The 26635-nt window shown below is 62.3% G+C and carries 27 protein-coding genes and 1 riboswitch; of the genes, 15 read left to right on the forward strand and 12 right to left on the reverse strand.

The features are described from left to right. Window positions 1-17 precede the first annotated feature (17 nt). The 7 genes from J5274_RS19590 to J5274_RS19620 all read right to left on the reverse strand — a co-directional run bounded on the left by J5274_RS19590 (window position 18) and on the right by J5274_RS19620 (window position 5316). Window positions 18-1586 carry a GMC family oxidoreductase gene (locus J5274_RS19590; RefSeq protein WP_143123286.1) on the reverse strand — a complete coding sequence of 523 codons (1569 nt, stop codon included), beginning with the start codon at window positions 1584-1586 and terminating at the stop codon, window positions 18-20. A gap of 17 nt (window positions 1587-1603) precedes the next feature. After that, window positions 1604-2212, reverse strand: coding sequence for a thiamine pyrophosphate-dependent enzyme (locus tag J5274_RS19595; protein WP_142831385.1), 609 nt, complete (start codon window positions 2210-2212; stop codon window positions 1604-1606). Next, window positions 2209-2709, reverse strand: a complete 501-nt coding sequence (locus J5274_RS19600) for a thiamine pyrophosphate-binding protein (RefSeq protein WP_111222304.1) — start codon at window positions 2707-2709, stop codon at window positions 2209-2211. The genes J5274_RS19595 and J5274_RS19600 overlap by 4 nt, the downstream gene beginning before the upstream one ends. A gap of 96 nt (window positions 2710-2805) precedes the next feature. Beyond that, the gene (locus J5274_RS19605; RefSeq protein WP_224128719.1) at window positions 2806-3735 is read right to left on the reverse strand and encodes a LysR family transcriptional regulator; all 930 of its coding nucleotides are present in this window, start codon (window positions 3733-3735) and stop codon (window positions 2806-2808) included. A gap of 33 nt (window positions 3736-3768) precedes the next feature. Beyond that, window positions 3769-4401 carry a glutathione S-transferase family protein gene (locus J5274_RS19610; RefSeq protein WP_142831384.1) on the reverse strand — a complete coding sequence of 211 codons (633 nt, stop codon included), beginning with the start codon at window positions 4399-4401 and terminating at the stop codon, window positions 3769-3771. Next, complete coding sequence (locus J5274_RS19615; protein WP_142831383.1) at window positions 4401-5063, reverse strand: Rieske (2Fe-2S) protein; 663 nt, start codon at window positions 5061-5063, stop codon at window positions 4401-4403. The genes J5274_RS19610 and J5274_RS19615 overlap by 1 nt, the downstream gene beginning before the upstream one ends. Before the next feature lie 13 nt (window positions 5064-5076). Continuing rightward, complete coding sequence (locus tag J5274_RS19620; RefSeq protein WP_224128722.1) at window positions 5077-5316, reverse strand: hypothetical protein; 240 nt, start codon at window positions 5314-5316, stop codon at window positions 5077-5079. Window positions 5317-5701: 385 nt separating this feature from the next. On the opposite strand from J5274_RS19620, the gene J5274_RS19625 reads away from it, so the two are divergent. The 6 genes from J5274_RS19625 (at window position 5702) to guaD (ending at window position 12806) form a co-directional block, all read left to right on the forward strand. Next, window positions 5702-6823: a BMP family ABC transporter substrate-binding protein gene (locus J5274_RS19625; protein WP_142831382.1), complete on the forward strand. Its 1122-nt coding sequence runs from the start codon at window positions 5702-5704 to the stop codon at window positions 6821-6823. A 74-nt stretch (window positions 6824-6897) separates the two neighbouring features. Continuing rightward, entirely contained in the window at window positions 6898-8472 is a 1575-nt protein-coding gene (locus tag J5274_RS19630; RefSeq protein ID WP_209207200.1) for an ABC transporter ATP-binding protein, read from the forward strand. Window position 8473: 1 nt separating this feature from the next. Beyond that, complete coding sequence (locus J5274_RS19635) at window positions 8474-9517, forward strand: ABC transporter permease (RefSeq protein ID WP_209187999.1); 1044 nt, start codon at window positions 8474-8476, stop codon at window positions 9515-9517. An 11-nt stretch (window positions 9518-9528) separates the two neighbouring features. After that, complete coding sequence (locus tag J5274_RS19640; protein WP_142831379.1) at window positions 9529-10464, forward strand: ABC transporter permease; 936 nt, start codon at window positions 9529-9531, stop codon at window positions 10462-10464. A gap of 109 nt (window positions 10465-10573) precedes the next feature. Beyond that, window positions 10574-11425 carry an aromatic ring-hydroxylating dioxygenase subunit alpha gene (locus J5274_RS19645; RefSeq protein WP_219258514.1) on the forward strand — a complete coding sequence of 284 codons (852 nt, stop codon included), beginning with the start codon at window positions 10574-10576 and terminating at the stop codon, window positions 11423-11425. Window positions 11426-11435: 10 nt separating this feature from the next. Beyond that, a complete protein-coding gene (gene guaD / locus J5274_RS19650; protein WP_219275532.1) occupies window positions 11436-12806 on the forward strand; it encodes a guanine deaminase in 1371 nt (456 codons plus the stop codon). Window positions 12807-12823: 17 nt separating this feature from the next. Here guaD and J5274_RS19655 read toward each other — a convergent pair whose 3' ends face one another. The 5 genes from J5274_RS19655 to J5274_RS19675 form a co-directional block, all read right to left on the reverse strand. Further along, window positions 12824-13738 (reverse strand): SMP-30/gluconolactonase/LRE family protein, encoded by a 915-nt coding sequence (locus J5274_RS19655; RefSeq protein ID WP_142831376.1) that lies wholly within the window; start codon window positions 13736-13738, stop codon window positions 12824-12826. A gap of 15 nt (window positions 13739-13753) precedes the next feature. Continuing rightward, a complete protein-coding gene (locus J5274_RS19660; RefSeq protein ID WP_142831375.1) occupies window positions 13754-14704 on the reverse strand; it encodes an ABC transporter permease in 951 nt (316 codons plus the stop codon). Next, window positions 14701-15648: an ABC transporter permease gene (locus J5274_RS19665; protein ID WP_209188002.1), complete on the reverse strand. Its 948-nt coding sequence runs from the start codon at window positions 15646-15648 to the stop codon at window positions 14701-14703. Before J5274_RS19665 ends, J5274_RS19660 begins: the two co-directional genes overlap by 4 nt. After that, a complete protein-coding gene (locus tag J5274_RS19670; RefSeq protein WP_142831373.1) occupies window positions 15645-17111 on the reverse strand; it encodes an ATP-binding cassette domain-containing protein in 1467 nt (488 codons plus the stop codon). Before J5274_RS19670 ends, J5274_RS19665 begins: the two co-directional genes overlap by 4 nt. A gap of 72 nt (window positions 17112-17183) precedes the next feature. Continuing rightward, on the reverse strand, window positions 17184-18200 hold the full coding sequence (locus J5274_RS19675; protein ID WP_143123288.1) for an ABC transporter substrate-binding protein: 1017 nt from the start codon (window positions 18198-18200) through the stop codon (window positions 17184-17186). A 248-nt stretch (window positions 18201-18448) separates the two neighbouring features. Here J5274_RS19675 and J5274_RS19680 point away from each other — a divergent pair, with 248 nt between their 5' ends. The 9 genes from J5274_RS19680 to J5274_RS19720 all read left to right on the forward strand — a co-directional run bounded on the left by J5274_RS19680 (window position 18449) and on the right by J5274_RS19720 (window position 26626). Beyond that, complete coding sequence (locus tag J5274_RS19680; protein WP_142831371.1) at window positions 18449-19702, forward strand: sensor histidine kinase; 1254 nt, start codon at window positions 18449-18451, stop codon at window positions 19700-19702. Continuing rightward, a complete protein-coding gene (locus tag J5274_RS19685; protein ID WP_111221423.1) occupies window positions 19699-20421 on the forward strand; it encodes a response regulator transcription factor in 723 nt (240 codons plus the stop codon). Before J5274_RS19680 ends, J5274_RS19685 begins: the two co-directional genes overlap by 4 nt. An 82-nt stretch (window positions 20422-20503) precedes the next feature. Further along, window positions 20504-21385: a polysaccharide deacetylase gene (locus J5274_RS19690; protein WP_209229747.1), complete on the forward strand. Its 882-nt coding sequence runs from the start codon at window positions 20504-20506 to the stop codon at window positions 21383-21385. Window positions 21386-21400: 15 nt separating this feature from the next. After that, window positions 21401-21733, forward strand: a complete 333-nt coding sequence (locus J5274_RS19695; RefSeq protein ID WP_219275533.1) for a hypothetical protein — start codon at window positions 21401-21403, stop codon at window positions 21731-21733. Next, on the forward strand, window positions 21726-22712 hold the full coding sequence (locus tag J5274_RS19700) for a GTP-binding protein (protein WP_209188003.1): 987 nt from the start codon (window positions 21726-21728) through the stop codon (window positions 22710-22712). Before J5274_RS19695 ends, J5274_RS19700 begins: the two co-directional genes overlap by 8 nt. A gap of 131 nt (window positions 22713-22843) precedes the next feature. After that, a riboswitch (guanidine-I (ykkC/yxkD leader) is annotated at window positions 22844-22953 on the forward strand. Between the two features lie 73 nt (window positions 22954-23026). After that, window positions 23027-24100: a putative urea ABC transporter substrate-binding protein gene (locus J5274_RS19705; RefSeq protein ID WP_209188004.1), complete on the forward strand. Its 1074-nt coding sequence runs from the start codon at window positions 23027-23029 to the stop codon at window positions 24098-24100. 62 nt (window positions 24101-24162) lie between these two features. After that, window positions 24163-24981 carry an ABC transporter permease gene (locus J5274_RS19710; protein WP_209207194.1) on the forward strand — a complete coding sequence of 273 codons (819 nt, stop codon included), beginning with the start codon at window positions 24163-24165 and terminating at the stop codon, window positions 24979-24981. Then, entirely contained in the window at window positions 24978-25805 is an 828-nt protein-coding gene (locus J5274_RS19715; protein ID WP_142831365.1) for an ABC transporter ATP-binding protein, read from the forward strand. The genes J5274_RS19710 and J5274_RS19715 overlap by 4 nt, the downstream gene beginning before the upstream one ends. A gap of 2 nt (window positions 25806-25807) precedes the next feature. Next, on the forward strand, window positions 25808-26626 hold the full coding sequence (locus tag J5274_RS19720) for an urea amidolyase associated protein UAAP1 (protein WP_219275534.1): 819 nt from the start codon (window positions 25808-25810) through the stop codon (window positions 26624-26626). The last annotated feature ends 9 nt before the right edge of the window (window positions 26627-26635 follow it).

Below are 26635 nucleotides of genomic sequence, written 5' to 3' on the forward strand. Positions count from 1 at the left end.
GGTCCCGCGCCGAGGGCTCAGGTCCCGGTTGCGGTGAGCAGGAAGTCGGCCGCCCGCTCGCCGATCATCGTTACCGGCGCGTGGGTATTGCATGTCGGAATGATGGGGATCACGGAGGCGTCGGCAATCGTCAGCCCGGCGACGCCCATGACCCTCAGCCTGCTGTCGACCACAGCCATTTCCCCGCTGCCCATCGCGCAGGTTCCGCAGACATGGAAAAAGGTCGAGCAGGCGTTGCGGATGTAGGCGATGATGTCCTTTCGGCCGAGCATCGCCGGCGGGGCTGCGTATCCGCCGAACCAGTCCGCATAGGCGGGCGTTGCCGCGAGCGCCATTATCATTTCCACCGAGGTGACGAGGGCGTCGAGATCGCTCGGTTCAGCAAGGTAATTGGGCTGGATTTCCAGCGCGCCGCCCGGCTCCGGGCTCAGCAGCCTCAAATAGCCGACGCTCTTCGAGCGCATCAGCCCGCAGCCGATCGAAAAGACGTCACTGGGAAGATCATAGAGTTCACGAATGCGCGGCTCGGCGCTGTTGCCCTGGACGGGAAAGGCATGCAGGTCGGCTTGCGGCAGATGAGTGCTCGACTTCCAGTTCATCATCGTGCCGCCGCCATTGCCGATCGTCGGCCCAAGCGGCTGCCTGGCGCGAAAGACGCAGGCCTGCACCAGCGGATGATCCTGGAGATTGCGGCCGACGCCTGCAAGTGCGGCACGGACGTCTATCCCAAGCCGCCTCAACTCGGCGGGATCGCCGATGCCGGACATCATCAGCAGGCGCGGCGTGTCGATCGCTCCAAGGGCGAGAACGATGCCGGTCGTTGCTTCGGTCTCGTGCGGACGGCCGTCGACCAGATGGGTAACGGAAACGCACCGGCCGTTTGCGATCCCGAGGCGGATCGCGAACGAATTTGTCGCCACCGTCAGCCGCTCGTTGTCGAGCACCGGCTCGAGATAGCCTTTCGCCGAACTCCAACGCTTGCCACCGGATATGTTGAAATTGGAAACGGCAGCACCCTCGTTGTCGGGGCCGTTGGGATCGTCGATGACGGGAATGCCGAGCGCCCGGGCGCCGTCGAGCATCGCCGCGGCTGTCGGGTGCAGTGTCGCACATCGCTCGATGCGCAACGGGCCGCCTGCACCGCGCAGGTCCGATGCGCCGTCCTGCCAGTCTTCCGAGCGCTTGAAGAACGGGAGCACATCCTTGAAAGACCAGCCCTTTGCGCCGGCAGTTTCCCAGGCATCGTAGTCCATCGGATGGCCGCGATACCACATCATCGCATTGATGCTGCTGGAGCCGCCGAGCACCTTGCCGCGCGGAATGCCGATGACGCGATTGTTGACGGCAGGCGTCGGCGCATAGTCGTAGCCCCAGTCGTAGCGGCTGCGGCCGAGCGGCACCCAGGCCGCCGGGTCTTCGATTTCGGGAATGCCGAAGCCCGAGCTTCCGGCTTCGATCAAGAGCACGCTCGCGTCGCTGCCGTCGATCAGACGCCGTGCCACCGCGCAGCCGCCCGACCCCGATCCGACGACGATATAGTCGTAGGCCCTGGAAAGCGGCTTCTGGGGAATGGCGACGGCGGACATCGAACGATAGTTCCTGTTCAGTTGTGCTCGCTGGGGCCCATGATGACGATGCCTTCGCTCGCCTCGACATGGCGGACGAAGATGTATTTGTCTTCCCGGCCATCGCTGTGCTTGCGTTTGATGTCCGGCTGCACCGTGCCGGCAACCTTGGCGACGATGACATAGGGGACGTCGGCTGCAAGCCCTGCGGCGCAATGGGCGTCGAACTCTTCCACGTTGCGTGCCGTGAAGGCATTTTCGATGCCGCAGCCGCGCGCGATGGCAGCGATATCGACACGTCCGAAGGCCGTATGCGTCGGCGGGCCGCCGATCGACTGGTAGATCTCGTTGTCCCAGACGACGACAAGGAGGTTCTTCGGTTGCTCGTTGCCGAGCGTCGCGAGAATGCCGAGGTTGAACATCATGCCGCCGTCCGTATCCAGCGAGACGATGCGCCTGTGTGGCAGGCCGGCGGCAAGTCCGAAGGCCTGGGGGGTGACGCAGCCGAGTTGCTGCTGGAAAAGGCTCGCTTCCCGCATATGCGGCGCCGCGTTGTACCATTCGTCGACGCTGCCACCGAGGGAGAGGATGACGAGCTCATCCTTCAGCCGGGCCGAAAGGGCTTTCATGCAATCGAAGCGTTTCATCGGACGATCTCCCCGCCAAGCGCGATTGCCGAATGGTAATAGGCCGCATAGGACCACTTGAAGGCGTCGGTGATGGCCCGCTCGATCGCCTCTTCCTCGCGCACGATCCGGTACGGAATGCGCAGCGCGTCGAGCACCGGCTCCATGGTTATGCCATGGGGGATCGCCCACCAGTTGTTCTCGCCGAGCTCGCCGCGATAGCTCATCAGCATGACGACCGGGATGCCGGCACCAAGGCCCATGCGCGCCAGGGGTTCGACAGACGCCCTGAGCCCGGAATTTTCCATCACCAATGCTGCCCGTTTGCCGGACAAAAAAACCCCGCCACAGATCGCGGCGCCCTCTCCCTCGTTCGTGACGCGGATCGTGCGGATATCGGGATCGGCATCAAGCGCCGGGTAGAGCTCCTTGAACAGCGAGTCCGGCAGGTAGCAAACGACGCTCACGCCGGCCTTTTTCAGGCCACGGATGACAGCGTCAACAGCAGATTTTTTCATCGGGCATCCTCTCTTCCCGGTCAGGGTGACAAATGCCGGATGTTCCGAATAGGGTCTTGTTTTCGATCCATGCAATGCGCCAAAAGCAACATGTCATCATGTTCGATCTTCCGATCCATCAAGCGACTGCGCCAGAAGCCTGCCCATCGCCGAGGCGGCGTCCGACATTTCCTTCTCCGAGCGCGAGAGAAGCATCAGCTTGCGCGGATTGACCTTGGCGTCGTGCAAGGGGACGAACGTCAGCGTCCCATCGGCAATCTCCTGTTCGATGCCGACACGGGTCTGCAGCACCGTGCCGAGGTCGCGCTTGGCAAGATCGATCATGAGCCCGATGGAGTTGGTGCGCGCGCGGGGCGTGAGGTCGACGAAAGATCGGCTGAAAGCATCCTCGACCCAGGCGCCGAGCGTCAGGCTGGCGTCAGACAGGATGACCCGTTCGCCGGCAAGGTCGAACAGCTTCAGTTCCTTCTTCTGCGCATGACGGCTATCCGGGAGCGCCAGTACGCCGAGCGGCAACAGCACAGTCGAAATGCGCCGCACATTGCGCGCCACTTTGACGTCGAACACGACAGCAAGATCGCATTCGCCAGCGGCCACGGCATCGGCGGCCTGCTGCGATCCCATCACCCTGACATCGACGGAGATCTCCGGGTGCCGCTTCCAGAATTCCTGCAGGGCGTCCGGCATCAATCCCCGCGAGACGCTTTCGATGATGGCGACGGAGACGGTACCGCGATGCAGTCCGTTGAGATCGTTGATCTCGGTGCAGGCGCGCTTCAGTTCCGACAGGCTGAGACGGGCGTGATAGAGCATCAGTTCACCGGCGCTGGTGAGCTTCAGCCGCTGGCGGACACGCTCGAAGAGAGGCGTGCCGAGCTCTTCCTCGAGCTGCTTCAGGATACGGCTGATCGAGGACGGTGCGACGTTCAGGGCCTGGGCTGCCTGGCGAATGGAGCCAAGACGCGCCACGAGCTGAAAGTAGTGGAGACGGGTGGCCACAAGCCCGAGCCGAAACGGATCCATCATGCCAACATGCCCATAAGCCGCGCCTTTCCGCTCTCAGTGATAATCGGGAATGCCGGGCATGGTCAGGAAGCCCTTGAGCGAGCGGAAATGCCGGATCCAGCGTCGCAGCGCCGGGAACTCCGCGTGATCGATGCCGAAATCGCGGCTGAGGGCGAAGGATGGGAAAAGCATGAGGTCGCCAAGCGTCGGACCGCTGCCGCAAAACCACTCCAGCCCATCGAAATGGCGGATTGTCATGTGGTCGTCCATGATCCGGAAGGCTTTGCGGGCCGAGGCGCGAAGCGTTGTTTCGTCACCGGGCGTATCGAACAGCGCCTGCAGCCGGGCCGCCACCGCCGGGCCAAGGGCAGTGTCGCCAAAGCCGACCCATCGGACGACGTCGGCGAAGGCCTTCGGGTCGTGCGGCAGCCACTGTTGCGCCGCGTCGTGCGCCCGGGCAAGATAAAGAAGAACGGGCGCCATGCCGTAAACGACGAGATCGCCATCCTTGACGACGGGAAGCGTCCCGAGCGGATTGAGAGCCAGCATGGCCGGCTTCCCGTGCTCCTGCCCCGGAAACATGTCGATGGCCACGGTCTGCCAATCCAGCCCGAGCATGGATAGCAAAAGGCGAGCGCGGTAGCTGTTTTCGTCGAGTTCGTAGCCGTAGAGGGTGATTTCCGGCATCAGGCCATCTCCGCCGTTTGCTCGAGTTCGAACCGCATCTTTTCCATCAGGCGGGCGTGGTGCGCCTGCCTGCCGCTTGCCTGCGGGGAATGAGGGCCGAGAATGACACCGTGAATGGCGGTCTTGTCGGGGGAGACTTGCTGGACGGCCATGAGCAGCCGGTCGCCATCCGCCGCCAGCAGTCCGGTGTTGGCATCCAGATGTTTCATTCCTGCCTGATCGAGCGCCGCGAGCACATCGCTGATCGGACAATCGACATAGAGGCTGCGGACGGGCGCGAATTCTGCGGCACCCACGGCATCTGGCAAAACGGCCTCGCTGGATGCCGTCGCCCAGATGATCCCGTAGTCCTCCCGCGCAAGATATGTCGGCACCTTGATCGTCGAAGGCACGTCCAGCGCAGGATGGGCCGGGATGTAGCGGCACTGACCGGCAGCATCATACTGCCAGCCGTGGTAGAGGCAGGCAATATGGTCGCCGCGCACGAAGCCGAAGCTCATCCGCATGCCGCGATGCGGACAGCGATCCTCCCAGACATGGACGATGCCGCTGCTGTCGCGCCAGACGACGATCTCCTGCTCGTCGACGACGGCACCCGCCGAGGTTCCGGGCTCGATCGAGGACGAAAGCCCGACCGGCACCCACCCTGCTTCCAGTCTCATGATCCGCTCCTCTTCATGCCGCAGCACGCCGCTCGATATCCAGGATGATACAATCGTAAGGGCCCAGGCTGCAGGCCATCTCGAACGCATCGACGAGATCGCCATGACCGCGCACCGAAAGGCTGGCAGCTGCACTGTCGCAGGCGCCGAAGTCGATTTGCAGATCCAGCTTGCGGGCGCGATGCGTGGCAAACTCCGTGAAGCTGTCGCAGATCATCTGACCGCGAAAGGTAAAGCTAGCCGCTTCGATCATCGCTCAACCTCGCTCGGGCAAGTGCCGTTCTGCGGTCTCCCAGTAGCCTTGACCTGCATGAAAATGACCCGTTTTGCATAAATTTTAATCGCGCCTTAGTTTTGTGCATCCTATCCGGTTTTTGCCGGAGAGTTCAAGCCAGTTTGGTGACGGAGTTGTTGCCTTTTGCGCCTGAGTGCCTTCGAAATATTGGCACTATTCCGAACAAATGCCGTCTGACACTGTGATTGCCGATAGCTTCTTGCAAGATTGAGATGGACGAAACCGCGCAGATCTACGCCGCTCCAGAGCCGTTTTCGACCGGGAAATTGGTCCTCGTCATCTGGCACAGTTGTTGCGTCGCATAAATCAACGCTGGCCGAAGCCGGCTATAAAGGGGGATACCATGCTGGACTTGCGTACGCTTTCAAGGCGCGGATTTTTGAACATGAGTGCCGCTGGCGCCGCCTCGCTGATGCTGCCGACAGGCTTTGCCCGCCAGGCATTGGCCGCCTCGGCATTTCCCCCGATCAAGGAAGAAGACGCTGTCGTCGGTTTCGGCCATGTCGGCCCGATCTCCGACGAGGGATGGACCTGGTCCCACCATCAGGGTCTGCTGGCCGTCAAGAAGGCCTATCCCAAACTCAAGAAGGTTCTCGAGGTCGAGAACATTCCCTACTCGGCCGACGCCACACGCACCTATCGCCAGTTCGTCAGCGAGGGCGCCAACATCATCTTCGATACGTCGTCCAACGGCGATTTCCTGCATGAGGTGGTCAAGCGCGCCACCGACGTCGCCTTCATGGAATGCGACGGCCGCGTGACGATGGACAATCTCGGCTGGTATTACCTCGCTCACTGGTATCCGACTTATGTGATCGGTGTGGCCGCCGGCCATCTGTCTAAAACCGGCAAGCTCGGCTACATCGCCTCTTTCCCGGTCGCTTCCGTCTATGCATCGACCAACGCGTTCCTGATGGGCGCTCGCAGCGTCAACCCGAACGCCGTGTTGCAGACCATCGTCATCAACTCGTGGTTCGACCCGCAGGCAGCGACGCAGGCCGGCACGGCATTGATCGACAACGGCTGCGACTTCCTCTTCGGCATCATGGACGAAGCCGGATATCTCCAGGTCGCGGAAAAGCGTGGCGTCTGGGCGGCGATGTGGAACACCGACATCCGCCGCTACGGCCCGAACTCCTATGTCTCGTCCGTGCTGATCGACTTCACCAAATTCTATGTCGACCAGGTCGGCAAGCGTCTCGCCGGCACCTGGACGCCGACCGAGCAGCTGTTTGCTATGGGTGCTGGCGTCGATCGCGACAAATGGGGCGAAAAGGTTCCGACCGACGTCGCGGCGGCGGCCGACGCAGTCCGCCAGAAGATGGTTGGCGGCTGGTCGCCGTTTACCGGAGAGATCAAGGATGCAAGCGGAAAGGTACGGGTTGCTGCCGGCCAGACGATGACCGACCTGGAACTCTACAACTGGGACTGGTCGGTCGAGGGCGTCTCGGGCCTTTCCGGCTGATCCCGGTCGACGACCGCCAATCCGGGACCCGGCCTTGCGGCCGGGGTCGCTGCTTCCCTTCCGGTGCATAATTGATGACTGAAAACGCGATCCGTTTCAAAGCTCCTGCCGGTGCGCCGCCTTTGGTCCAGCTGAAGGGTATCGCCAAGTATTTTCCAGGCGTCGTCGCCAACGAGAATGTCGACCTCGATGTCATGCCCGGTGAGATCCACGCCCTCTTGGGCGAAAACGGCGCCGGCAAGTCGACCCTGATGAACATCCTGACCGGTATCTACCAGCCAGACGCGGGCGAAATTATTATCGACGGCTACGCCAAGCAGTTCGCCACCCCGCTGCAGGCCATCGCTGCGGGCATCGGCATGGTGCATCAGCATTTCAAGCTCGTGCAGGCGTTCACTGTTGCCGAAAACATCCATCTCGGCTGGTCTGAGACACCCCGCCGTGCCTCGGCGCCTGTTCTGGAAGCCCGGACTGAGGCGCTTGCCGAAAAATTCAATCTCCAGACCCGACCGGGAGCGCGGGTGAGCGACCTGTCGACGGGTGAGCAGCAGCGCGTCGAAATCCTGCGCGTGCTTGCCCGCCAGGCGCGCGTGCTGATCCTCGACGAGCCGACGGCAGTGCTGACTCCTGCCGAAGCCCGCGAGCTCTTCAAGGCCTTGCGCAACTTCGTCGCCAGCGGCAATGCCGTCATCTTCATCAGCCATAAGCTCGACGAGGTGCTGGAAATCTCCGATCGCATCAGCATCCTGCGCGGCGGCCGCAAGATGGCGACGGTCGAGGCGGCCGAGTGCAATCCGCGCATGCTTGCAAAGCTCATGGTCGGTCGCGATATCGTGCTTGCCGACATGCGCCAGCGCTCGCCGACCGCGGCTGCCATGTCGGCGACACCGGCGCTCAGCCTTGAGCACGTCTCGGCTTCGGGCGACAACGGCAATCAGGCATTGTTCGATGTCTCGCTCGACGTCCGGGCCGGCGAGATCGTCGGCATTGCGGGCGTCGCTGGCAATGGGCAGCGCGAGTTCAGCCAGGTGCTGACAGGCATTCGCCCGCTCAGCGCAGGCCGCATCCTGATCGATGGCAGCACGGTGGAGAATGGCAATGCGGCATTTTTTGCAGATAGCGGCATCGGCCACATTCCGGAAGACCGACTGCACAGCGGCCTGGCGCCGGCGCTGAGCATCACCGTCAATGCCGTCATGCGCGAATACAAGACACCGCGGATCTCGGCAGGAGGCATCTACCGCCCGGCCTCGGCAGCGGCACTGGCCAAGGAAATTGCCGCCGCTGCCGAGGTGGCCATTCCGGATTTCGCCATGCCGGTCCGCAACCTGTCGGGCGGCAACCAGCAGCGGCTGGTGGCGCGTCGCGAAATGCGGATCGCCCACCGCGTGCTAGTGGCCGCCTATCCCAGCCGCGGCCTTGACGTCGGCGCCATCAACACGATGCTGCGCTATATCGTCGAGCTGCGCGACGCCGGCGCCGGTATCATCCTCATTTCCGAAGAACTTGAGGAACTGTTGAACGTCTCAGACCGGATCGCCGTTCTCTATGAAGGCCGGATCATGGGCATCGTCGATACCGACAACGCCGACCTCGACGAGATCGGCCTGCTCATGGGCGGCCGCGCACCAACCCACGAGGCCGCCTGAGATGGCTGCATCACTTCGCCTTCAGCGTCTGCCGTCCGCGTCGCCCGTCATAGCCTTTGCGGCGCGCGCCGCAGCCATTGTCATTGCCCTCGTCTTTGCCGGTATCGTCCTGTCGCTCACCGGGGCCGATCCTCTCAATCTCGGCCTGCAGGTGCTGAGCGCCAGCTTCGGATCGAGTTTTGGATTGGAGGATCTGGCGCTGCTGCTCATTCCCCTGATCCTCACCGGGCTGTCGGTCGCTGTCGCTCAGCAGATCGGCGCCTGGAATATCGGGGCGGAAGGCCAGTTCTACGCGGGGGCCTTCGGTGCCGCCGCTGTCGGTCTCTTCGTGCCAGGACCGCCGGTCATCATCCTGCCGATGATGTTCGTCGCCGGACTTGTCGGCGGCGCCGCCTGGATCCTCGTGCCGACGCTTGCGCGCGCCTATGCCGGTGTCAACGAGCTGATCACGACGCTACTGCTCAATTTCGTCGCGATCCTGCTCGTCTACTATGTCTCGACGAACGCCTGGCGCGACAAGATGGCGAATTCCGCCACCAAACGACTTTCCGCTGAAATCCCGGACTTCTGGGGCTCAGTCCACTGGGGCCTGCCGATTGCCGTGATCGTCGCGCTGGCCGTCGCGGCCTTGCTGGCGTTCTCGCGCTGGGGCTATGAAGTGCGCCTCGTCGGCTCGAACCCATCGGCGGCGCGCTATGCGGGCATGCCGGTCCGCAGGCACCTGATTACCGTCATGCTGCTCTCCGGTGCCATCGCTGGTCTCGCCGGCATGTTGGAGATCGCTGGCACGGTTCATCGCCTGCAAGGCGGCATCTCCAACAATTACGGCTATCTCGGTATCATGGTCGCGGTTCTCGCCCGCAGTTCGGCCATCGGCGTCATTTTTTCCGCAGCGCTGATGGCCTTCATCCTCAATTCCGGAATCATCCTGCAGACGCAGGGGCTGACGACGTCGACCGTGCTGGCAATCACCGGATTGATCCTGTTTCTGACCGCGATCGGCGACGAACTCGCCCATTACCGCATCGCCCGCGACAAGGCTTGAGGAGACAGAGCATGGACCTTCTGACCGGGCTTTTCACCACGGCGTTTCTTGCCGGCGGCGTGCTGGCGCTAGCCGCCCTCGGCGAGGTGCTGGCGGAACGCGTCGGCGTCGTCAATCTCGGTGTCGAAGGCCTGATGGCCATGGGGGCGCTGACGGCAATTGCCACCGTCGCGTCATTCCCGTCGCCAACGGTCGGTTTTCTCGCGGCGCTCGGCGTCGGCGCTGTCTTCGGCATGATGTTCGCGTTTGCCACTGTGATCCTCAGGGCAAATCAGGTGCTCTGCGGCCTTGCCTTGACACTGATGGGCAATGGTCTCGCCTCCACGATCGGCCGCGCCTATTCCGGCATGCCCGCCCGTGCGGTGTTTGCCGGTATCGAGGTACCGCTTCTCAGTAGCATCCCGATCTTCGGGAAGGCCTTCTTTTCGCAGAACATCCTCGTCTATCTCATCTATATCATCCTGCCGGTCGGGCTCAGCTACCTTATGTTCCGGACCCGCCACGGCCTCAACATGCGGGCTGTCGGCGAAAATCCGGCTGCGGCAGATGCTGCGGGCATTTCCGTCAATCTCATCCGCTTCGTCTACGTGACGGCCGGCTCTGCACTGGCGGCCGGTTCCGGTGCCTATCTGACGCTGACCTTCGTGCCCTCGTGGTCAGATGGCGTCGTCGCCGGTCGCGGCTGGATTGCCGTCGCACTGGTAATCTTTGCCGGCTACCGGCCGATCCCAGCCGTCCTGTCCGGGCTCCTGTTCGGCTTCATCACGGCACTCGGCTTCGTCGGCCAGGCGCGTGGCTGGCCGATTGCGCCGGCCTTTCTGTCGATGCTGCCCTATCTCGGCACCATGGCCTTCATCATCGTGCCGGTGCTCACCTGGCAGCGGATGCGCCGGATCATGGCGGCACCGGCGGCTATCGGCGTGCCCTATTACAGGGATGTGCGCTGATGCAGGAGGCATGCACCACGCGGGTATTTGTCGATTTAGCGATGGACCAATGGCCCGCAGATCATCAAGATGAGGCGGCAGGCAGTCGATCGAGAAACGGGAGCGCTCCATGAGCAGATGTTCGGACCAGGCAGCCCTTGATCAATGGTATCCGCTCGATACGGAGACGGAGATTCCCTTCGGGACATCGTCGAGCCGCCTGCTTGGCAGCGATCTTGTGGTAACGAGAGAGACGGACGGTTCAATCGCGGTTACGGCAGAAGAGGGTGCTCTTCAGATCATCAAACGCTTCGGCCTTGTCTGGACGACGTTGGGGCAACCGGCCGGCGGCCTCTTTGCGCTGCCGGAGGCTGACGAGGAAGACCGTCGTGTCGTCAACTGCGGTTCCGTGATGGTTCGCGCATCCGGGCTACGGATTGTCGAGAACTTTCTCGACATGGCGCATTTTCCGTTTGTGCACACCGACATTCTGGGCGCCGAGCCCCACACCGAAGTCATGCACTACAATGCCGAGATCCGCCGGGATGTCGACGAGGTCTGGGCAACGAACTGCCAATTCTTCCAGCCGCAGGCCGCCCTATCCGCTACTGGCGGCATCATGACCGACTATATCTACCGCGTCATGACCCCGTTTGCGACGCTGCTCTACAAGACATGCCCGAACGCGGCCAACCGATGGGATGTCATATGCCTGTTCGTCCAGCCGCTCGATCCCGGCCGCTGCCGCGCCCATCCCGTCATGTTCCTAATCGACGATGTCTCGACGACCACCGAGCTGGTGCATTTCCAGCAACTGATCTTCTTGCAGGACCGCATCATTCTCGAAAACCAGCGCCCGGTGCTGTTGCCGATGGAGGCGCGCTCGGAGATCCCGACGCGGGCCGATGCCAGCTCCATCGCCTATCGTCGCTGGCTGAAGGAGAAGGGCATCACCTACGGCACTTCCGCGATGGCAGCGTAGCGCATAACCCATGGATCTTTGCAACCGGACACTGAGCGCCAGCGGTTTTCACACGCCGGAACGCGGCACCATCGATATCCTGCAGGACGTCTTGATCGACATCGACGGTGACGGCCGGATCGATGCCATAGTCCGGCCAGGCGAACCCAGTTATGACGAAATCCGCCGGGTCCGCGAGACCGACGGGCGGCTCGTCACCCTTTCCCGCACCGCCTACCTCCTGCCGGGCTTCGTCGACCTGCACGTACATGCGCCGCAATACCCGCAACTGGGAAGCGCGCTCGACGTGCCGCTCGAGGTCTGGTTACAGACCTATACCTTCCCGCTCGAGGCCCGCTACCAGAACCTGGCCTTTGCAAGGCGCAGCTATGGACTGCTGGTCGACGACCTGCTGGCGAACGGCACGACCACCGCCCTCTATTTCGCGACAGTCCACCAGGAGGCGACGCGCCTGCTGGTGGATCTCTGCCTGGAGAAAGGCCAGCGGGCATTGATCGGCAAAGTCGCAATGGACAATGCCGACGAGTGCCCGGACTATTATCGCGACGCATCGACCGAGGCGGCTTTGGAGGGCACGCGGGCGCTGGTGGACCATATCCGCAGCCATCCGGACAATGGCGCCGATCGCGTTCTGCCGGTGGTGACGCCACGCTTCATTCCGTCCTGCACGGATGCGACGCTCGAGGGGCTCGGTGCCATCGCCAGTGAATGCGGTTGCCATGTCCAGACCCATTGTTCCGAGAGCGACTGGGCGCATGGCTACGTGCTCGACCGCTACGGGTCTACCGACACCGACATGCTCGACCGGTTCGGCCTGCTCGGGCGCAAGACGGTTCTCGCCCATGCCAATTTCCTGACGGCCGACGACATCGAAACAATCCGCGTCCGCAAGGCCGCCATCGCCCATTGCCCTCTGTCCAACGCCTATTTCGCCAACGCCGTCTTCCCACTCCTGGCAGCGCTCGAAAAAGGCGTTCATGTTGGCTTGGGCACCGATATTTCTGGCGGTCCGAGCGCGTCGATGCTTGAAAATTGCCGAGGCGCCGTCCTTGCCTCGCGTATGTTGCAGAGCGGTGTGGATCCGACACTGGCTGCGGGTGTCCGATCGACCTTCGGTCCCGCACAGATCGATTTTCGCGATGCATTCTACATCGCGACCACAGGGGGTGGGGTGGCCCTCGACCTGCCCATCGGCCAGTTCACGCCCGGCTACAAATTCGACGCCGTCGTCATCGATGTCGAGGCCGAAGGCGGGACGGTGCGCCTTTGGGACGAGTTCGACCACGGTGAGCAGATCCTCCAGAAGATCATCTACACGGCCTCACGGGCAAACGTCTCGGCCGTGTGGGTCGACGGGTTGGACAGGCTGACCGCTGGGTGATCAGCCAGCGGCTCGCCCTACGGGCGCTGCGCGCCGTTTGTCGTGAGATAAACGGCGTAGACAGAGGTCGTCGCTGTTATGAAGAGGCGGTTGCGGCGTGGTCCGCCGAAGGTGAGGTTGGCAACGGTTTGCGGCACCTTGATCTTGCCGAACAAGACACCCTCTGGCGAGAAGCAATGCACACCGTCCGCAGCACTCGACCAAAGGTTGCCCTGGTTATCGAACCGGATGCCATCCGGTATGCCTGCATCGATGTGGCAGAACACCTTCGGGTTCGCAAGGCTGCGGCCGTCGACGACGTCGAAGACCCGGATGTGGCGTGGCGCTGACGGCTCGTGGCTGGCCCCGCTATCGGCAATGTAGAGCTTTGTCTCATCCGGCGAAAAGGCGAGCCCATTTGGCTGCAGGAAGTCGCTGACGACAGCGGTGAGATCGCCGGTTTCGGGATCCAGCCGAAAGACGTTGCGCTGGCCCTGCTCTGGATCGGACTTGTAGCCCTCGTAGTCCGACAGGATCCCGTAGGTCGGGTCGGTGAACCAGATCGTCCCGTCCGAGCGGACGATCACATCGTTGGGGGAGTTCAGGCGTCTGCCTTCGAAGCTGTGGGCAAGAACAGTGATGCTGCCATCCACCTCCGTGCGAGTGACGCGGCGTGTGCCGTGCTCGCAGGAGATCAGCCGGCCCTCTCGGTCGCGCGTATTTCCGTTGCTGAAGTTCGAAGCGTGACGGAAAACCGAGACGCCGCCATCCGGCACCCAGCGCATCATCTTCTGGTTCGGAATATCGCTCCACAGAAGATGTTGCGCATCGTCGAACCAGACCGGGCCTTCCGCCCAGCGGCAACCACTGTAGAGCTCTTCCAGCCGGGCACTGCCGACAAACAGCGCCGTAAAGCGTGGGTCGTGAACTTCGAATGGGGATGCGTCGGTCATGAGGATATTCCGCGTTCAGTGATTTCGAAGACTGCGTCCACCGGCGACGACGATGACGCCGATGATGATGAGACCGGTCATGACGAGGCGGATGCCCGCGCCAAAGCCGTAGGTGTTGAGCATGGAGACGACGAGGAACATGAACAGCGACGCGCCCCATATGCCGGCGACATTGCTGTCCCCACCGGCAACCGCCGTGCCGCCGATGACGACGACGGCAATCGACATCAAAAGATATTCCTGGCCCATGTTGAGCGCGGCACCGCCGGAGAAGCTCGCCAGCAGATAGCCGCAGACGGCGGCGAGCACGGCACAGAGCACGTAGGTTGTCAGCCGGACGCCATCGACCGGTATGCCGGCCATGCGCGCAGCATTGATGCTCTGGCCGATTGCGGCGGCCCAGCGCCCATAGACGGTTCTTTGCAGCAGCACATAAGCGAGGAGCGATAGAACGAGCGCGAGGAGCGCGACGTTCGGCAGGCCCAGCGTCGTTCCTGTCGAAAAGCTTGCCAGCGCCTCCGGCGGTTTGATCCGCAGGCCGCGGTTCGTCCAGATGGCGGTCGACTGCACGATGAAGCTCATTGACAGGGTGGCGATGATTGGCGGGATCCTTAGGAGCTTGATCAGCGCGTAATTGCCGAGCCCCACTGCTAGGCCGACGGCGACAGCCACCAGCAGGCCCATGGCGATCAGCGCGTTTTCGCCCGCCATGAATTTCAGCGCGACTGTGCCCGACAGCGTCATCGTTGCGGGCACGCACAGATCGATATTGCCCGGGCCGAGGGTGATGACGAACATCTGACCGACGCCGACCACGATCGAGAACGCGGCGAAGGTCAGCGCTGCCTGGCTGAGACCCAATGTGCTGGCGCCGCCGGTAAACAGGATGGTGACGAACCAGACGACGAAGGCAGCGACGAAGGACCAGATCCATGGCTTGCGCATGAGCGAGGTGAGGATTGTCATGCGCGCTTCTCCCTTTTTTCCATGCGGTTGAGCAGCAGTCGCAGCCCGAGCACGACGATAAGGATCGCCCCCTGCGCGCCGATCTGCCAATCCGACGAAATGCGCAGGAACGACAGGAACGAGCCCGCAAGTGTCAAGGTCAGCGCGCCGATGACTGCACCGATGGGCGAAACGCGGCCGCCGACGAACTCGCCGCCGCCGAGGATGACACCGGCAATCGACAACAGCGTGTAGCGCAACGCAATGTTGGCATCGGCCGACGTCGTCAGGCCGACAAGGGCAATTCCGGCCAGAATGGCGAAAAAGGCGGCCAGCGCATAGGTCGCTGCCCTTGCCGCTAGGATCGACCAGCCGGCGCGCTCGACAGAACGTGCGTTGCCGCCGACGCCGCGCAGGATGACGCCGAACGAGGAGCGCATAATGAGGAAATGCGAGAACAGCGCGATGATGACGCTGGCGACGATGGCCATCGGCACCAGCGGCGGCTTTGACGTCATAACCGCCCTCGCCCAGTCCGGTGCATGCCCTCCCGGTGCCGGCAGCAGCAGGATGGCCAGTCCGCTCCAGACGAAGCTCATGCCGAGCGTGACGACGATGGATGGCAGGTCGCGGATGTGGATGAGCACGCCGAGACCGGCGTAGACGGCGATGGCGGCCAGCAGAATGGCGATGCCCAGTGCCGGCTCGGATTGCAGGAAGGTCGCCGTGACGCAGGCGATGAAGCTGACGAACGAGCCCATGGAGAGATCGAGATCGTTGACGGTCATGACCAGCATCTGAGCGATTGTCGCGAGTGCAATCGGAACCGCCAGATTGAACAGCAGGTTCAGGCCGATGTAGCTCATCGCACGTGGCTGCAGATAGAAGACTGAAATGAGCAGGATTGTCAGCGACAGGGCGGGAATGACGAGGCGGATGGTATCCGAAGACAGGCGAAGCTTCATGCCGCCACTCCCGTGAAGGACGCTGACAGAATGTTTTCCTCGGTCACTTCGGGGCCGACGAGTTCGCGGACGATGACGCCTTCGTTAAAAACGAAAACGCGGTCGCAAAGACTGACCTCTTCCATCTCCGTCGAATACCACACGAAGGTCCGTCCCTTGGCCGCTTCGGCCCTGATGATGGCGTAGACTTCCTGCTTGGTGCCGACATCGACACCGCGCATCGGATCGTCCATGAGCACGACGGGCGCAGTCGTTGCCAGCGCGCGGGCGAAAAGCACCTTCTGCTGGTTGCCGCCTGAGAGCGACAGAATGCGATTGTCCATGTCCTTGGTGCGGATCTCGATCCTTTCCTTCCACGACATGCCGAGCGTCTCTTCCTTAGCGTCTCGCAGCATTCCGCCCGGAGACAGGTCGTTGAGATTGGCAATGGTGAGGTTCTTCAGAATGCTCCATAGCGGAAAGACACCGTTGAGAGCGCGGTCGCCGGCAACGAAGGTCACCTCGGCATCGCGCCGCCGCATCCAGTTGCCGGTGCGCGCCAGATAAAGCTCGAGGAGGATATCCGTCTGTCCATGGCCCCCGAGCCCTGCCAGTCCGACGAGTTCGCCCGGGAACGCGCTGAACGGCAATCCCTTGCCTTTGCGTGGGGGAGCTGACAGCAGAGGCGGGGCTTGGTGTGCCCGGGCGCGCGCCGGCGCGGCGTCGCGTGCCTTGACGACACTGCCCATGACGGCCACCAGGCTGTGATGATCGAATGCAGCGGACGGTTTCTCGGCGACGACCTTGCCGTCCTTCATGACGATGACCCGGTCGGTTGCCGACAGGATTTCACCGAGGATATGGGAGATCAGGATGATCGACCCGCCGTTTTTCACGAAGACACGCACATAGGCGAGCAATTGCGCCGCAAGGCTTGCGTCCAGTGACGAGGTGGGCTCATCGAGGATCACCAGCTTGACCGGAGTGGAGATAGTGGAGAATGCCGTGGCGATCTCGACCATCTGCCGTTCGGCAATCGAGAGGTCGCCGATGGTGGCTTCCGGCTTGATGCCATGGCCTGGGAAAATCGCATCCAGAGACTGGCCGATGATGGCGGCGGCACGCCTGCGCCAACCCCAGCCGGTCAAGCCGCGATGCATGACGCGGGTGTTCTCGATGACGGTCAGGTTGGGACAAAGCGACAATTCCTGGAAAACGCATCGCACGCCGTGGCTTCGCGCGGCAGCGATACCGTAGCGCTCGATCTTCTCGCCACCGCAACTGACGCTACCGGAATGCAGTGTCAGCCCGCCGTTGATGATGTTGACGATTGTCGATTTCCCCGCGCCGTTGTGACCGACGAGGCCGACGCATTCGCCGGCGGCAATACGGATGGTTACGCCGTCCAGCGCCTTGACTGCGCCGAAATGCACCTTGGCGTCGCTCACCTCAACGACGGCCGGGCCGTGCGTTTTCACGTCCATGACTGGATCTCCCTCTGAAGGACCGGCCGCCCGAGGTCAATCGGGCGGCGCAAGGCGGTGGGAGGATGGGTTTTACTTGCTGTCGGCGATGACTTTCTGCGTATCGGCCAGCGAGTACTCGACATTGGCGACACCCCCCGAGGGGGTGGTCGCAAGGTTGGCCTCGAGATTGTCCTGGTTGATTGTCAGGAACGGCACCACCAGGTCCTTCTTCACGGTCTTTCCGTCGAGGATCTGTTGCGCGACCCAGAAGGCCAGCGTCGAAACGCCGGGAGCGATGGACACCGACATGGTTTCGTACTTGGTGGCGTCCTTCTGCTTCTTCCACCAGACGAGTTCATCCTGGCGATTGCCCATGACGATGGTCGGGATGGGACGTTTTGCCGCCTCGAAGGCCTGGGCGGCGCCATAACCGTCGCCACCCTGTGTCACGACGGCTGCCACTTCCGGCAGGCTCGGCAGGATGCCGGCAACGGCCTTCTGCGCAACATCCTGCGCCCAGTCGCCGTGAACGGAGCCGACGATCTTGAACTGCGGAAATTTGGCGACGCCCGCATGGATACCGGCGGAGATTTCATCGTCGACGGAGACGCCGGCGAGGCCGCGGATCTCAAGCAGGTTACCACCGGCGGGGATCTTCTTGGCGAGGTAGTCGACCTGGCTTTCGCCCATGCCCTTGAAGTCGACGGCGATGCGCCAGGCACAGGGTTCGGTCACGATGCCGTCGAACGAGACGACGACGATGCCGGCATCGCAGGCCTCTTTGATGGCGCCATTCAGCGCCGTCGGCGACGCCGCATCGATGACGATGGCGTTGTAACCCTGAAGGATCATGTTCTGGATCTGGGCTGCCTGCTCGGTCGCCTGGTTTTCAGACGTGGTGAATGGGTCTGCGGCAGCGACGACGCCGGACTTGACGGCTTCGCCGGTGACCTTTTCCCAGCTGGTCAGCATGGCCTGGCGCCACGAGTTTCCGGCGTAGTTGTTGGACAGCGCAATCTTCTTGGCGGACGTGTCGGCCATGGCAGCTGCGGGCAGCGCCACGCAGGCAAGCGTTACCGACGTCAGAAGCAGATTTCTGAAATTCATTGTCTCTCTCCCTGTTGACCCGAAATCCCCTCCCGGGCGGATAGTTTGTGTCAAACGTCGAGTTCCTCCTCTCGACCCCATCAGGATGTTATAGATTGGCGGGGTTGTATAGTAACAATGCGGCATTGCATTTGCGGCAATTCCTGTAATTGCTGCGGGATCCTGCAGGACGGGGTGCCACCACCTGGCGCTTACTGGGCAGAACGGACTGAGCCGCGACCTGGGAGGGAACGGCTGGAGGAGGAACCATGCTCAAGTTGGCGCCCTCGGCGCTTCTCGACCATTATCTCGGAATTTCCCGCGTGCTGGCGGGACAGCTGGAGTTCCGCTCTGCCATTCGCGCGGTGGCAGCGGAGATCTCCCATATCATTCCCCACGATCATCTGGACGTCTGCATCATCATGCATGGCGGCAAGTATCACACCGCCTACGAGACCGGCATTGAAACCGCATGGGGCAACAACCCGCCGGCGCTGGTGTCGGGAAGCCCCATCCGCAGCCTTCTCTGGGGCGAGGTCGGCTACCTCCTGACCGACGATGCCTGCGTCGATCCGCGCTTCAACTTCGACGGTGCCTTCGTGCGCCCAATCTTCGACCAAGCCCTGCGCAGCCGCCTGCATGTTCCGCTCAAGGTCGAGGGTGACGTGATCGGCGCGCTCAGCTGCTCGGCGCACGCCGTTGCACTTTATGGCCTCGACGACGTGGCCAATGCGCGGTCGATCGCAGACCTGCTGTCGCCCTATTTCTTCGCCTTGCGCGCCGCCGAGCAGGCCCAGCAATGGGCGATCGTCGAGGCGGAAGCGCGAGCCCGCGAAGAGGGCCTGCGGCTCGGCGCGCTCAAGTTGACCGAGGCGCTGGAACTGGAGCGCCAGCGGATCGGCATGGATCTTCACGACCAGACATTGGCGGACCTGACCCGACTGTCGCGGCGCCTGGAGAGGTTGACCCACGAGCAGAAGATCTCCGGCGAGGCGCTGGAGCCGCTGGCCCGCAGTCTGCAGCATTGCATGCAGGACCTTCGCCAGATCATCGAGGAGGCCAAGCCCTCCGTGCTGCAGCTGTTCGGTTTTGCGCAGGCAGTCGAAAACGAGCTGGATCGTTCGATCCGGGATAGCGGGTTGTCAATAGCCCAAAAGCTCGTCGACAACACCGGCGGGGTAATCGACAGACTGGAGCCGACGGTTAGCATAGCGCTGTTCAGGATCGTGCAGGAAGCCATCAACAATGCCGTGCGTCACGCGCAGGCCGACCACATCACCGTAACGCTGACGGGCCGGGCGGACGGCATTTCCATCGAGGTACGCGATGACGGCATCGGTATCGACAGGCCGGGCCGCCGCCGTGGCGCCGGCATCGACAATATGCAGACGCGCGCGCAGCTGATTTCCGCTGGATTTTCCGTCGGCGACGGGCGCCAAGCCCGCGGCTCCGTCGTGTCCATCCACCTGCCCATCGCAGAACAGCCGTCCCCTCGTGACGGCAAATCGAGGCTGCACGCATGAAAGTTCTGATTGTCGAGGACGATCCCCTGCATCGCTCCTATCTCCACGAGGCAATCGGCGCCTCCCTGCCGGAATGCGAAACAATCCTGGAGGCGCAGAACGGCAAGGAGGGCGAGAAGCTGGCGCGGGAAAACAAATCCGCCCATGTCGTCATGGATCTGCAAATGAACAACCGCAACGGCATCGAAGCCGCGCGAACGATCTGGAACGAGCGACCGGACACGCGCATCCTCTTTTGGTCGAACTATTCCGACGAGGCCTATGTGCGCGGCGTATCGCGTATCGTGCCGGATGGAGCCGCCTATGGCTACGTTCTCAAGTCGGCCTCCGACGAACGTCTGAGGCTGGCGTTGCGCAGCATCTTCATCGAGGCGCAATGCGTCATCGACCGCGAGGTTCGCGGCATGCAGCAGAAGAGCCTCGGCCAAGCAAAGGGGTTCAGCGATACGGAATACGAGATCCTGGTGGACATAGCTTTGGGGCTGACCGACCGCACGATCGCCCGCCGGCGAAACCTATCGCTGCGCAGCGTCCAGAACAGGCTGCAGCAACTCTACGAAAAGCTTGAGGTTTACCAAAATTCCGCCGAGGATCATGAGGATGGTCGCTTCAATCTGAGGGCCAGGGCGGTGACCGTCGCAATGTTGCGCAAATTGTTGAACTACAGTGCCTTGGAGCGCGCAGAGACGGAACTCTCCGAATGGCTTGCCTCCCTGTGAGCCGCGCCGGAGTGATCATCTGAGCGACTGGCAATTCCCGATGGCCTCGCGCCGTAAAAGTCTGAAGACAAGGAGTTATAAAATGGCAAAGGAAATTTTCTGCAGCTTCGGCATCGATGTCGATGCGGTCGCCGGCTGGCTCGGCTCCTACGGGGGCGAGGATTCGCCGGACGATATTTCGCGCGGGCTTTTCGCCGGTGAAGTTGGCAGCCCACGGCTTGTGAAGCTGTTCGACCGGTTCGGCATCAAGACGACCTGGTTCATTCCCGGCCATTCCATCGAAACCTTTCCAGAGCAGATGCAGGCCGTCGCGGATGCCGGCCACGAGATCGGCATCCACGGCTACACCCATGAAAATCCGATCGCCATGACGCGCGAGCAGGAGGTCGAGGTGCTCGACCACTGCATCGATCTCGTTACCAAGCTCTCCGGCAAGCGACCGACCGGCTATGTCGCACCATGGTGGGAATTCTCCAACGTCACCAACGAATTGCTGCTGGAGCGCGGTATCAAGTATGACCACTCCCTGATGCACAACGACTTTACACCCTATCGCGTCCGCGTCGGCGACAGCTGGACGAAGATCGATTACTCGAAGAAGCCGTCGGAGTGGATGGTACCATTGAAGCGCGGCCAGGAAACCGACCTCATCGAGATCCCCGCCTCCTGGTATCTCGACGACCTGCCGCCGATGATGTTCATCAAGAAGTCGCCCAACAGCCACGGCTTCGTCAACCCGCACGACATCGAGCAAATGTGGCGCGACCAGTTCGACTGGGTCTACCGCGAGATGGACTATGCGGTCTTTCCGATCACCATTCACCCCGATGTCGCCGGGCGCCCTCAGGTGCTGATGATGCTGGAGCGCCTGTTTGCCCATATGAGCAAGCACCCCGGCGTCAAATTCGTCACCATGAACGAGATCGCCGACGATTTCGCGGCCCGCTTTCCGCGCAAATCCTAGAAGGCGGACAGATCGATGTGCTCGCTTTGCGGCATTCTCGGGGGCAACCAGCATTGGGCCGATGCCATTGCCCGTCCCGGCGTCTACACGCGCAACACCGAGCGCATCGATCGGCGGCGGGAAAGGGCGGCGCGCGTGCGCATCGCCAACCGCGTGCTGGCGGCCTTCGGCCTTTCCCTCTCGGACTGGCAGGGCACATCGTTTCTGCTGTCCACCCGGACCGGCAAAACCGAGATCATCGAGGATCTCGGCCATTTGTGGCCGGCAGCCGAGACGCTGGCGGGCAGGCCGCTCGATCCGCTGGCGCTACCGTTGCTCGACAGGCTGGAGGCGGAGGCGAATGGCTGATGATTACCCCGCCTTCACGCCGGTCAATCTCCTGACCGGCTTTCTGGGCTCGGGCAAGACCACACTGCTTCGCCGTATGCTGGGGGATCCGGCCATGGCCAACACCGCCGTTTTGATCAACGAATTCGGCGAAATCGGCCTTGATCATCACCTGCTCGAGCGGATCGACGAGACCATGGTGCTGCTGCAATCGGGCTGTCTCTGCTGCACCGTGCGCGGCGAACTGGCCGAGGCACTGCGCGACCTCCACGCCAAGCGAGACGAGGGTCTCGTGCCCGCCTTCGACCGCGTCGTCATCGAAAGCACCGGCCTTGCCGATCCCTTTCCCGTATTGTCGACTCTGAAGGCCGACCCGGTTCTGCGCCATCACTTCAAGGCAGCGACCACCATCGCAACGGTCGATGCCGTTAACGCGACTGTGCAGCGCAGCCGTGCGGAATTCGCGCGCCAAGTGTCGGTTGCCGACCGTATCGTGCTCACCAAGACCGACCTTTCATCACTGTCACAGGAAGACAGTGCGGTTGCGGCCATCCGCGCGCTCAATCCGGATGCGACGATCCTGCGCGGCGCTGGTGACGATCTCGATCTACGACGTCTGCTGGTCGATGATGCCAGCGGAGAGATGAGCCTGTTCCGCTGCGACGAGCCGCTGGTCGGCGATGGTTCGATCCACACGGGAAAGATCCAATCCTTCGTTCTTAAGGCAGAGACCGCAGTCGATTGGACCGCCTTCGGCATATGGCTGACGATGCTGCTCAATCGCCATGGGGACAGGATCCTCCGGGTAAAAGGCATCCTCAATGTCGCCGGCGAGCCCCGGCCCGTCGCCATCCACGGCGTCCAGTATCTCGTGCATCCGCCAACACATATGCAGGCCTGGCCCTCGCAGGACCGTCATTCGGCCGTTGTCTTCATCGTCGACGGCATCGACCCTTCTCTGATCGTTCGATCCTTCCAAGCCTTCAATGCCCTCGGCTGACGCCTGATCGTCTCGCCTGCCCATATAATCGTCATCTGCCACCGAAACTGTGTGCAGTTTTGACTGCTGATCCAAATAACCCAGAGATTTCAACCCCAAAAAACTGGCACGGGGTTTGCTTGTCTTATTTCAGAGTTGGTGGCTAGGGTTCCGGCGCTATCATGGCGTGCTGGTCCGAGAGCTACCACCGGTCGGGAGAGAAATCCCGCCGGGTGCACGGCGGGAGAAAAGCCCGGGAGACCTCGTTAGCCAAGGGATTGGCTGCGTGAGTCTGTGCCAATCCCTTTTTGAGTTAAAGCAAAAGGGGAATTGTCATGCAGAGCATTTCGAAAGCATTTTCCGTCGCGGCCTTGGCTGCCTCTCTGGCCATCGGCCTTGCACAGGGTGCGGCTGCCGCTCCGAAAACAGAATTCAAGGTCGCCTGGTCGATCTATGTCGGCTGGATGCCGTGGGGCTATGCGGCAGATCACGGCATTGTCAAGAAATGGGCCGACAAATACCGCATCAAGATCGATGTCACGCAGTTCAACGACTATGTCGAATCGATGAACCAGTACACCGCAGGCGCCTTCGATGCGGTCACCCTCACCAATATGGACGGCCTGTCGATCCCGGCCGCCGGCGGCGTGGACACTACGGCTGTCATCGTCGGCGACTTCTCCAACGGCAATGACGCGGTTATCCTCAAAAGCAAGGACAAGCTCGCCGACATCAAGGGGCAGCCCGTCAATCTCGTCCAGTACTCGGTCTCCGAATATCTGCTGGCTCGCGCATTGCAGAGCCTCAACCTGACGGAAGCGGACATCAAGGTCGTCAACACCTCCGACGCCGATATGGTTGCCGCCTACAAGACAGCCGACGTCTCGGCAGTTGTCACCTGGAACCCACTGGTCTCGACCATTCTCGAAGACCCGACGGCCAAGAAGGTTTTCGACAGCTCGCAGATCCCGGGCGAGATCATGGATCTCATGGTCGCCAACTCCACCGTGCTGAAGGAAAACCCGAATTTCGGCAAGGCTCTTGCTGGCATCTGGTACGAAACGGCAGCCTTGATGACGGCCGAAAGCGACGAAGGAAAGGCAGCCCGTCTCGCGATGGGAACAGCGTCCGGCACCGATCTCAAGGGCTTCGAATCGCAACTTTCCGCCACCAAGCTCTTTTCCAAGCCTTCCGACGCGGTGACCTTTACGGCTTCGGCCACCCTGCCGAAGACCATGGATCTCGTCCGCAACTTCCTCTTCACCAAGGGCCTGCTGGGCAGCGGTGCGGCATCCGCCGATGTTATCGGCATTGAAATGCCGGACGGCAAGGTGCTCGGCGACAAGGGCAACGTCAAGCTCCGCTTCACCGAAACCTACATGAAGGCCGCGGCCGACGGCGCGCTCTGACCGCCATGCAGGAGCGGCGCGCCCGTGCCGCTCCCGTCCACTCGAAACGCGGAGCCAACGCCTTGCGATGGATCAACACCAAGCCCAGCCCGGGTGCCCGGCTGGCATTGACACTGCTGCCATTCGCCCTGCTTGCGGTCGCCTATACCGTAGGGTCGGTTGCGCGGCTCGCCGAGAATGCCAATGACAAGCTCTTGCCCGGCCTTACGCAATTTGCCGATGCGATAAACCGGATCGCCTTTCTGCCGGATACGCGCACCGGCGACTATCTCTTCTGGGGCGATACCGCCGCAAGCCTTGAGCGTCTTCTGGCCGGCCTGGGGATTGCGACGGCGATTGCGCTGGCAATCGGCATGGCGATCGGCATGCTGCCTTATCTCCGCGCATTGCTTTCGCCCTTCGTCGCCGTCATCTCCATGGTGCCGCCATTGGCGCTGCTTCCGATCCTGTTTATTGTGCTGGGGCTTGGCGAAACGTCGAAGATTGCCCTCATCGTGATCGGGATCGCGCCGACGATGATCCGTGACCTCGCCCTCCATGCGCTCGAGCTGCCCCGCGAGCAGATCGTCAAGGCGGAGACGCTCGGGGGCTCGTCCTGGCAGATCGCCCTGCGCGTCGTGCTGCCGCAGATCCTGCCACGCCTGATCATCAGCATCAGGCTGCAGCTCGGCCCGGCCTGGCTGTTCCTCATCGCTGCCGAGGCGATTTCGTCCGATGCCGGGCTCGGCTACCGGATATTTCTGGTGCGCCGTTATCTCTCGATGGATGTGATCTTTCCCTATGTCGTCTGGATCACGCTTTTGGCCGTCATCGCCAATGTCCTGCTCGATCAGATCCGCATCGCCGTCTTTCCCTGGTCCGCACTGGAGAAACAGGGATGAGCGCACTGGTCATCGAAAACGTCTGGAAAGAATACGGCGATCAGATCGTCCTGGAGAACGTCTCGCTGACGGTCGAGCCGCGCGCCTTCGTGGCCCTTGTCGGCCCGTCCGGCTGCGGCAAGAGCACGTTCCTGCGCATGCTGCTCGGACAGGAGCAGCCGACGCGCGGACGCATCTTGCTGGATGGAACGCCGCTGCCGTCTGAACCCGGACGCGATCGCGGCGTCGTCTTCCAGCGCTATTCGGTCTTCCCGCATCTAACCGTGCTCGGAAACGTGCTCCTCGGCAAGGAAATGACCGCCTCGCCGCTCACGGCAAAGCTCAGGGGCGCCTCGCGCCGGCGGGCGATAGAGGAGGCACGGGCGCTGATCGCGGAAGTCGGGCTTTCCACATCGGAAACCAAATATCCAGCCCAGCTGTCCGGCGGCATGCAGCAACGCCTCGCCCTTGCGCAGGCGCTGATCATGACACCGAAGGTGCTGCTTCTCGACGAGCCCTTCGGCGCGCTCGATCCCGGCATCCGCGCGGAAATCCACACGCTGATGAAGCGCCTCTGGCATGAGACGCAGATGACCGTCGTCATGGTGACCCACGACATGCGGGAGGCCTTCACGCTCGCCACGCGAGTCATTGCCTTCGAGCGGCCGCGCGATCGGCCGGAGGAGAAAATCCGCTACGGCGCGACGATCACCAACGACATCTCGATCTGGCCGCCGCGGCGCGCCGGATCATCGATAGCGTCCAGCCCTGACCGGGACGGCCCGGTTCCCTCTCTGGGCCCTCGCCAGGACGACCTGGCAATCCGTGAGACAGAGGAGAAATAGCCATGCACATCCATCGCACGACTGACGAAATAGCAGCAGACCGGGCGCGCTACGAAGAGCACCAGCGCCGCGGCCTCGACTTTGCGCCAAAGACCCTGCCGGCGCCAAGCCCGGTGCCGGCCCCGGAAATTCCCGCTAACACGATCATCCATCAGGAGGTCATTCCGGGCGGATGGTACTGGTCCACGTTGCTCAAGCGTGGTGAGGGGCTGAGGATCGACCAGAAGGAGGGCGCGTCGACAGTCGCCCTCGTTGCCTGGAATGCTGCCGACACCAGCGAGCGCCTGAACCTTGTCGACACAGCCAAAATCCAGTGGACGACGGCGCTTAGCAAAGGCCGCGTGCTGTTTTCCGACATGGGCCGTGTGATGTTTTCGATCACCGAAGATAGCGCCGGTACCCATGATTGCCTGATGGGCGGCTCGAACGCCGCCTCGAATGCGATGAAATATTCGGGCGTCAAGACACGCAACACCAGAGACAACCTCGTTCTGCTGGCTGGCAAGCTCGGCCTCCAGCGCCGCGACATTCCCGGCATGCTGAACCTGTTCGCACCGGTCAGGCTCGACGAGGACGGGGGGGTCCATTGGCAGAAGAAGCTTTCGAACAGCGGCGACTATGCCGAGTTGCGGGCGGAAATGGACCTTCTCGTCGGCTTTTCCAACTGCCCCCATCCGCTCGACCCAAACCCCAGCTATGCGTCCACACCCGTGACCATCACCCGGTTTCGCGCCCCCGAACCGACCGGTGAGGATCTGGCAAGAACGGCAACTGCCGAGGCCATCCGTGGCTTCGAGAACAACGCCATGATGCAGGCTTGAGGGAGCGCG

This window comes from Rhizobium sp. L51/94 (genome assembly GCF_019355555.1).
GTDB classification, from domain to species: domain Bacteria; phylum Pseudomonadota; class Alphaproteobacteria; order Rhizobiales; family Rhizobiaceae; genus Rhizobium; species Rhizobium rhododendri.

Coding starts and splice junctions, on each gene's coding strand:
- J5274_RS19635 (WP_209187999.1), top strand. CDS start 8,474: ATGGCTGCATCACTTCGCCTTCAGCGTCTGCCGTCCGCGTCGCCCGTC.
- J5274_RS19655 (WP_142831376.1), bottom strand. CDS start 13,738: ATGACCGACGCATCCCCATTCGAAGTTCACGACCCACGCTTTACGGCG.
- J5274_RS19590 (WP_143123286.1), bottom strand. CDS start 1,586: ATGTCCGCCGTCGCCATTCCCCAGAAGCCGCTTTCCAGGGCCTACGAC.
- J5274_RS19665 (WP_209188002.1), bottom strand. CDS start 15,648: ATGAAGCTTCGCCTGTCTTCGGATACCATCCGCCTCGTCATTCCCGCC.
- J5274_RS19605 (WP_224128719.1), bottom strand. CDS start 3,735: ATGATGGATCCGTTTCGGCTCGGGCTTGTGGCCACCCGTCTCCACTAC.
- J5274_RS19625 (WP_142831382.1), top strand. CDS start 5,702: ATGCTGGACTTGCGTACGCTTTCAAGGCGCGGATTTTTGAACATGAGT.
- J5274_RS19630 (WP_209207200.1), top strand. CDS start 6,898: ATGACTGAAAACGCGATCCGTTTCAAAGCTCCTGCCGGTGCGCCGCCT.
- J5274_RS19680 (WP_142831371.1), top strand. CDS start 18,449: ATGCTCAAGTTGGCGCCCTCGGCGCTTCTCGACCATTATCTCGGAATT.
- J5274_RS19700 (WP_209188003.1), top strand. CDS start 21,726: ATGGCTGATGATTACCCCGCCTTCACGCCGGTCAATCTCCTGACCGGC.
- J5274_RS19595 (WP_142831385.1), bottom strand. CDS start 2,212: ATGAAACGCTTCGATTGCATGAAAGCCCTTTCGGCCCGGCTGAAGGAT.
- J5274_RS19600 (WP_111222304.1), bottom strand. CDS start 2,709: ATGAAAAAATCTGCTGTTGACGCTGTCATCCGTGGCCTGAAAAAGGCC.
- J5274_RS19705 (WP_209188004.1), top strand. CDS start 23,027: ATGCAGAGCATTTCGAAAGCATTTTCCGTCGCGGCCTTGGCTGCCTCT.
- J5274_RS19640 (WP_142831379.1), top strand. CDS start 9,529: ATGGACCTTCTGACCGGGCTTTTCACCACGGCGTTTCTTGCCGGCGGC.
- J5274_RS19675 (WP_143123288.1), bottom strand. CDS start 18,200: ATGAATTTCAGAAATCTGCTTCTGACGTCGGTAACGCTTGCCTGCGTG.
- J5274_RS19670 (WP_142831373.1), bottom strand. CDS start 17,111: ATGGACGTGAAAACGCACGGCCCGGCCGTCGTTGAGGTGAGCGACGCC.
- J5274_RS19615 (WP_142831383.1), bottom strand. CDS start 5,063: ATGAGACTGGAAGCAGGGTGGGTGCCGGTCGGGCTTTCGTCCTCGATC.
- J5274_RS19690 (WP_209229747.1), top strand. CDS start 20,504: ATGGCAAAGGAAATTTTCTGCAGCTTCGGCATCGATGTCGATGCGGTC.
- J5274_RS19715 (WP_142831365.1), top strand. CDS start 24,978: ATGAGCGCACTGGTCATCGAAAACGTCTGGAAAGAATACGGCGATCAG.
- J5274_RS19685 (WP_111221423.1), top strand. CDS start 19,699: ATGAAAGTTCTGATTGTCGAGGACGATCCCCTGCATCGCTCCTATCTC.
- J5274_RS19610 (WP_142831384.1), bottom strand. CDS start 4,401: ATGCCGGAAATCACCCTCTACGGCTACGAACTCGACGAAAACAGCTAC.
- J5274_RS19645 (WP_219258514.1), top strand. CDS start 10,574: ATGAGCAGATGTTCGGACCAGGCAGCCCTTGATCAATGGTATCCGCTC.
- J5274_RS19720 (WP_219275534.1), top strand. CDS start 25,808: ATGCACATCCATCGCACGACTGACGAAATAGCAGCAGACCGGGCGCGC.
- J5274_RS19660 (WP_142831375.1), bottom strand. CDS start 14,704: ATGACAATCCTCACCTCGCTCATGCGCAAGCCATGGATCTGGTCCTTC.
- J5274_RS19620 (WP_224128722.1), bottom strand. CDS start 5,316: ATGATCGAAGCGGCTAGCTTTACCTTTCGCGGTCAGATGATCTGCGAC.
- J5274_RS19695 (WP_219275533.1), top strand. CDS start 21,401: ATGTGCTCGCTTTGCGGCATTCTCGGGGGCAACCAGCATTGGGCCGAT.
- guaD (WP_219275532.1), top strand. CDS start 11,436: ATGGATCTTTGCAACCGGACACTGAGCGCCAGCGGTTTTCACACGCCG.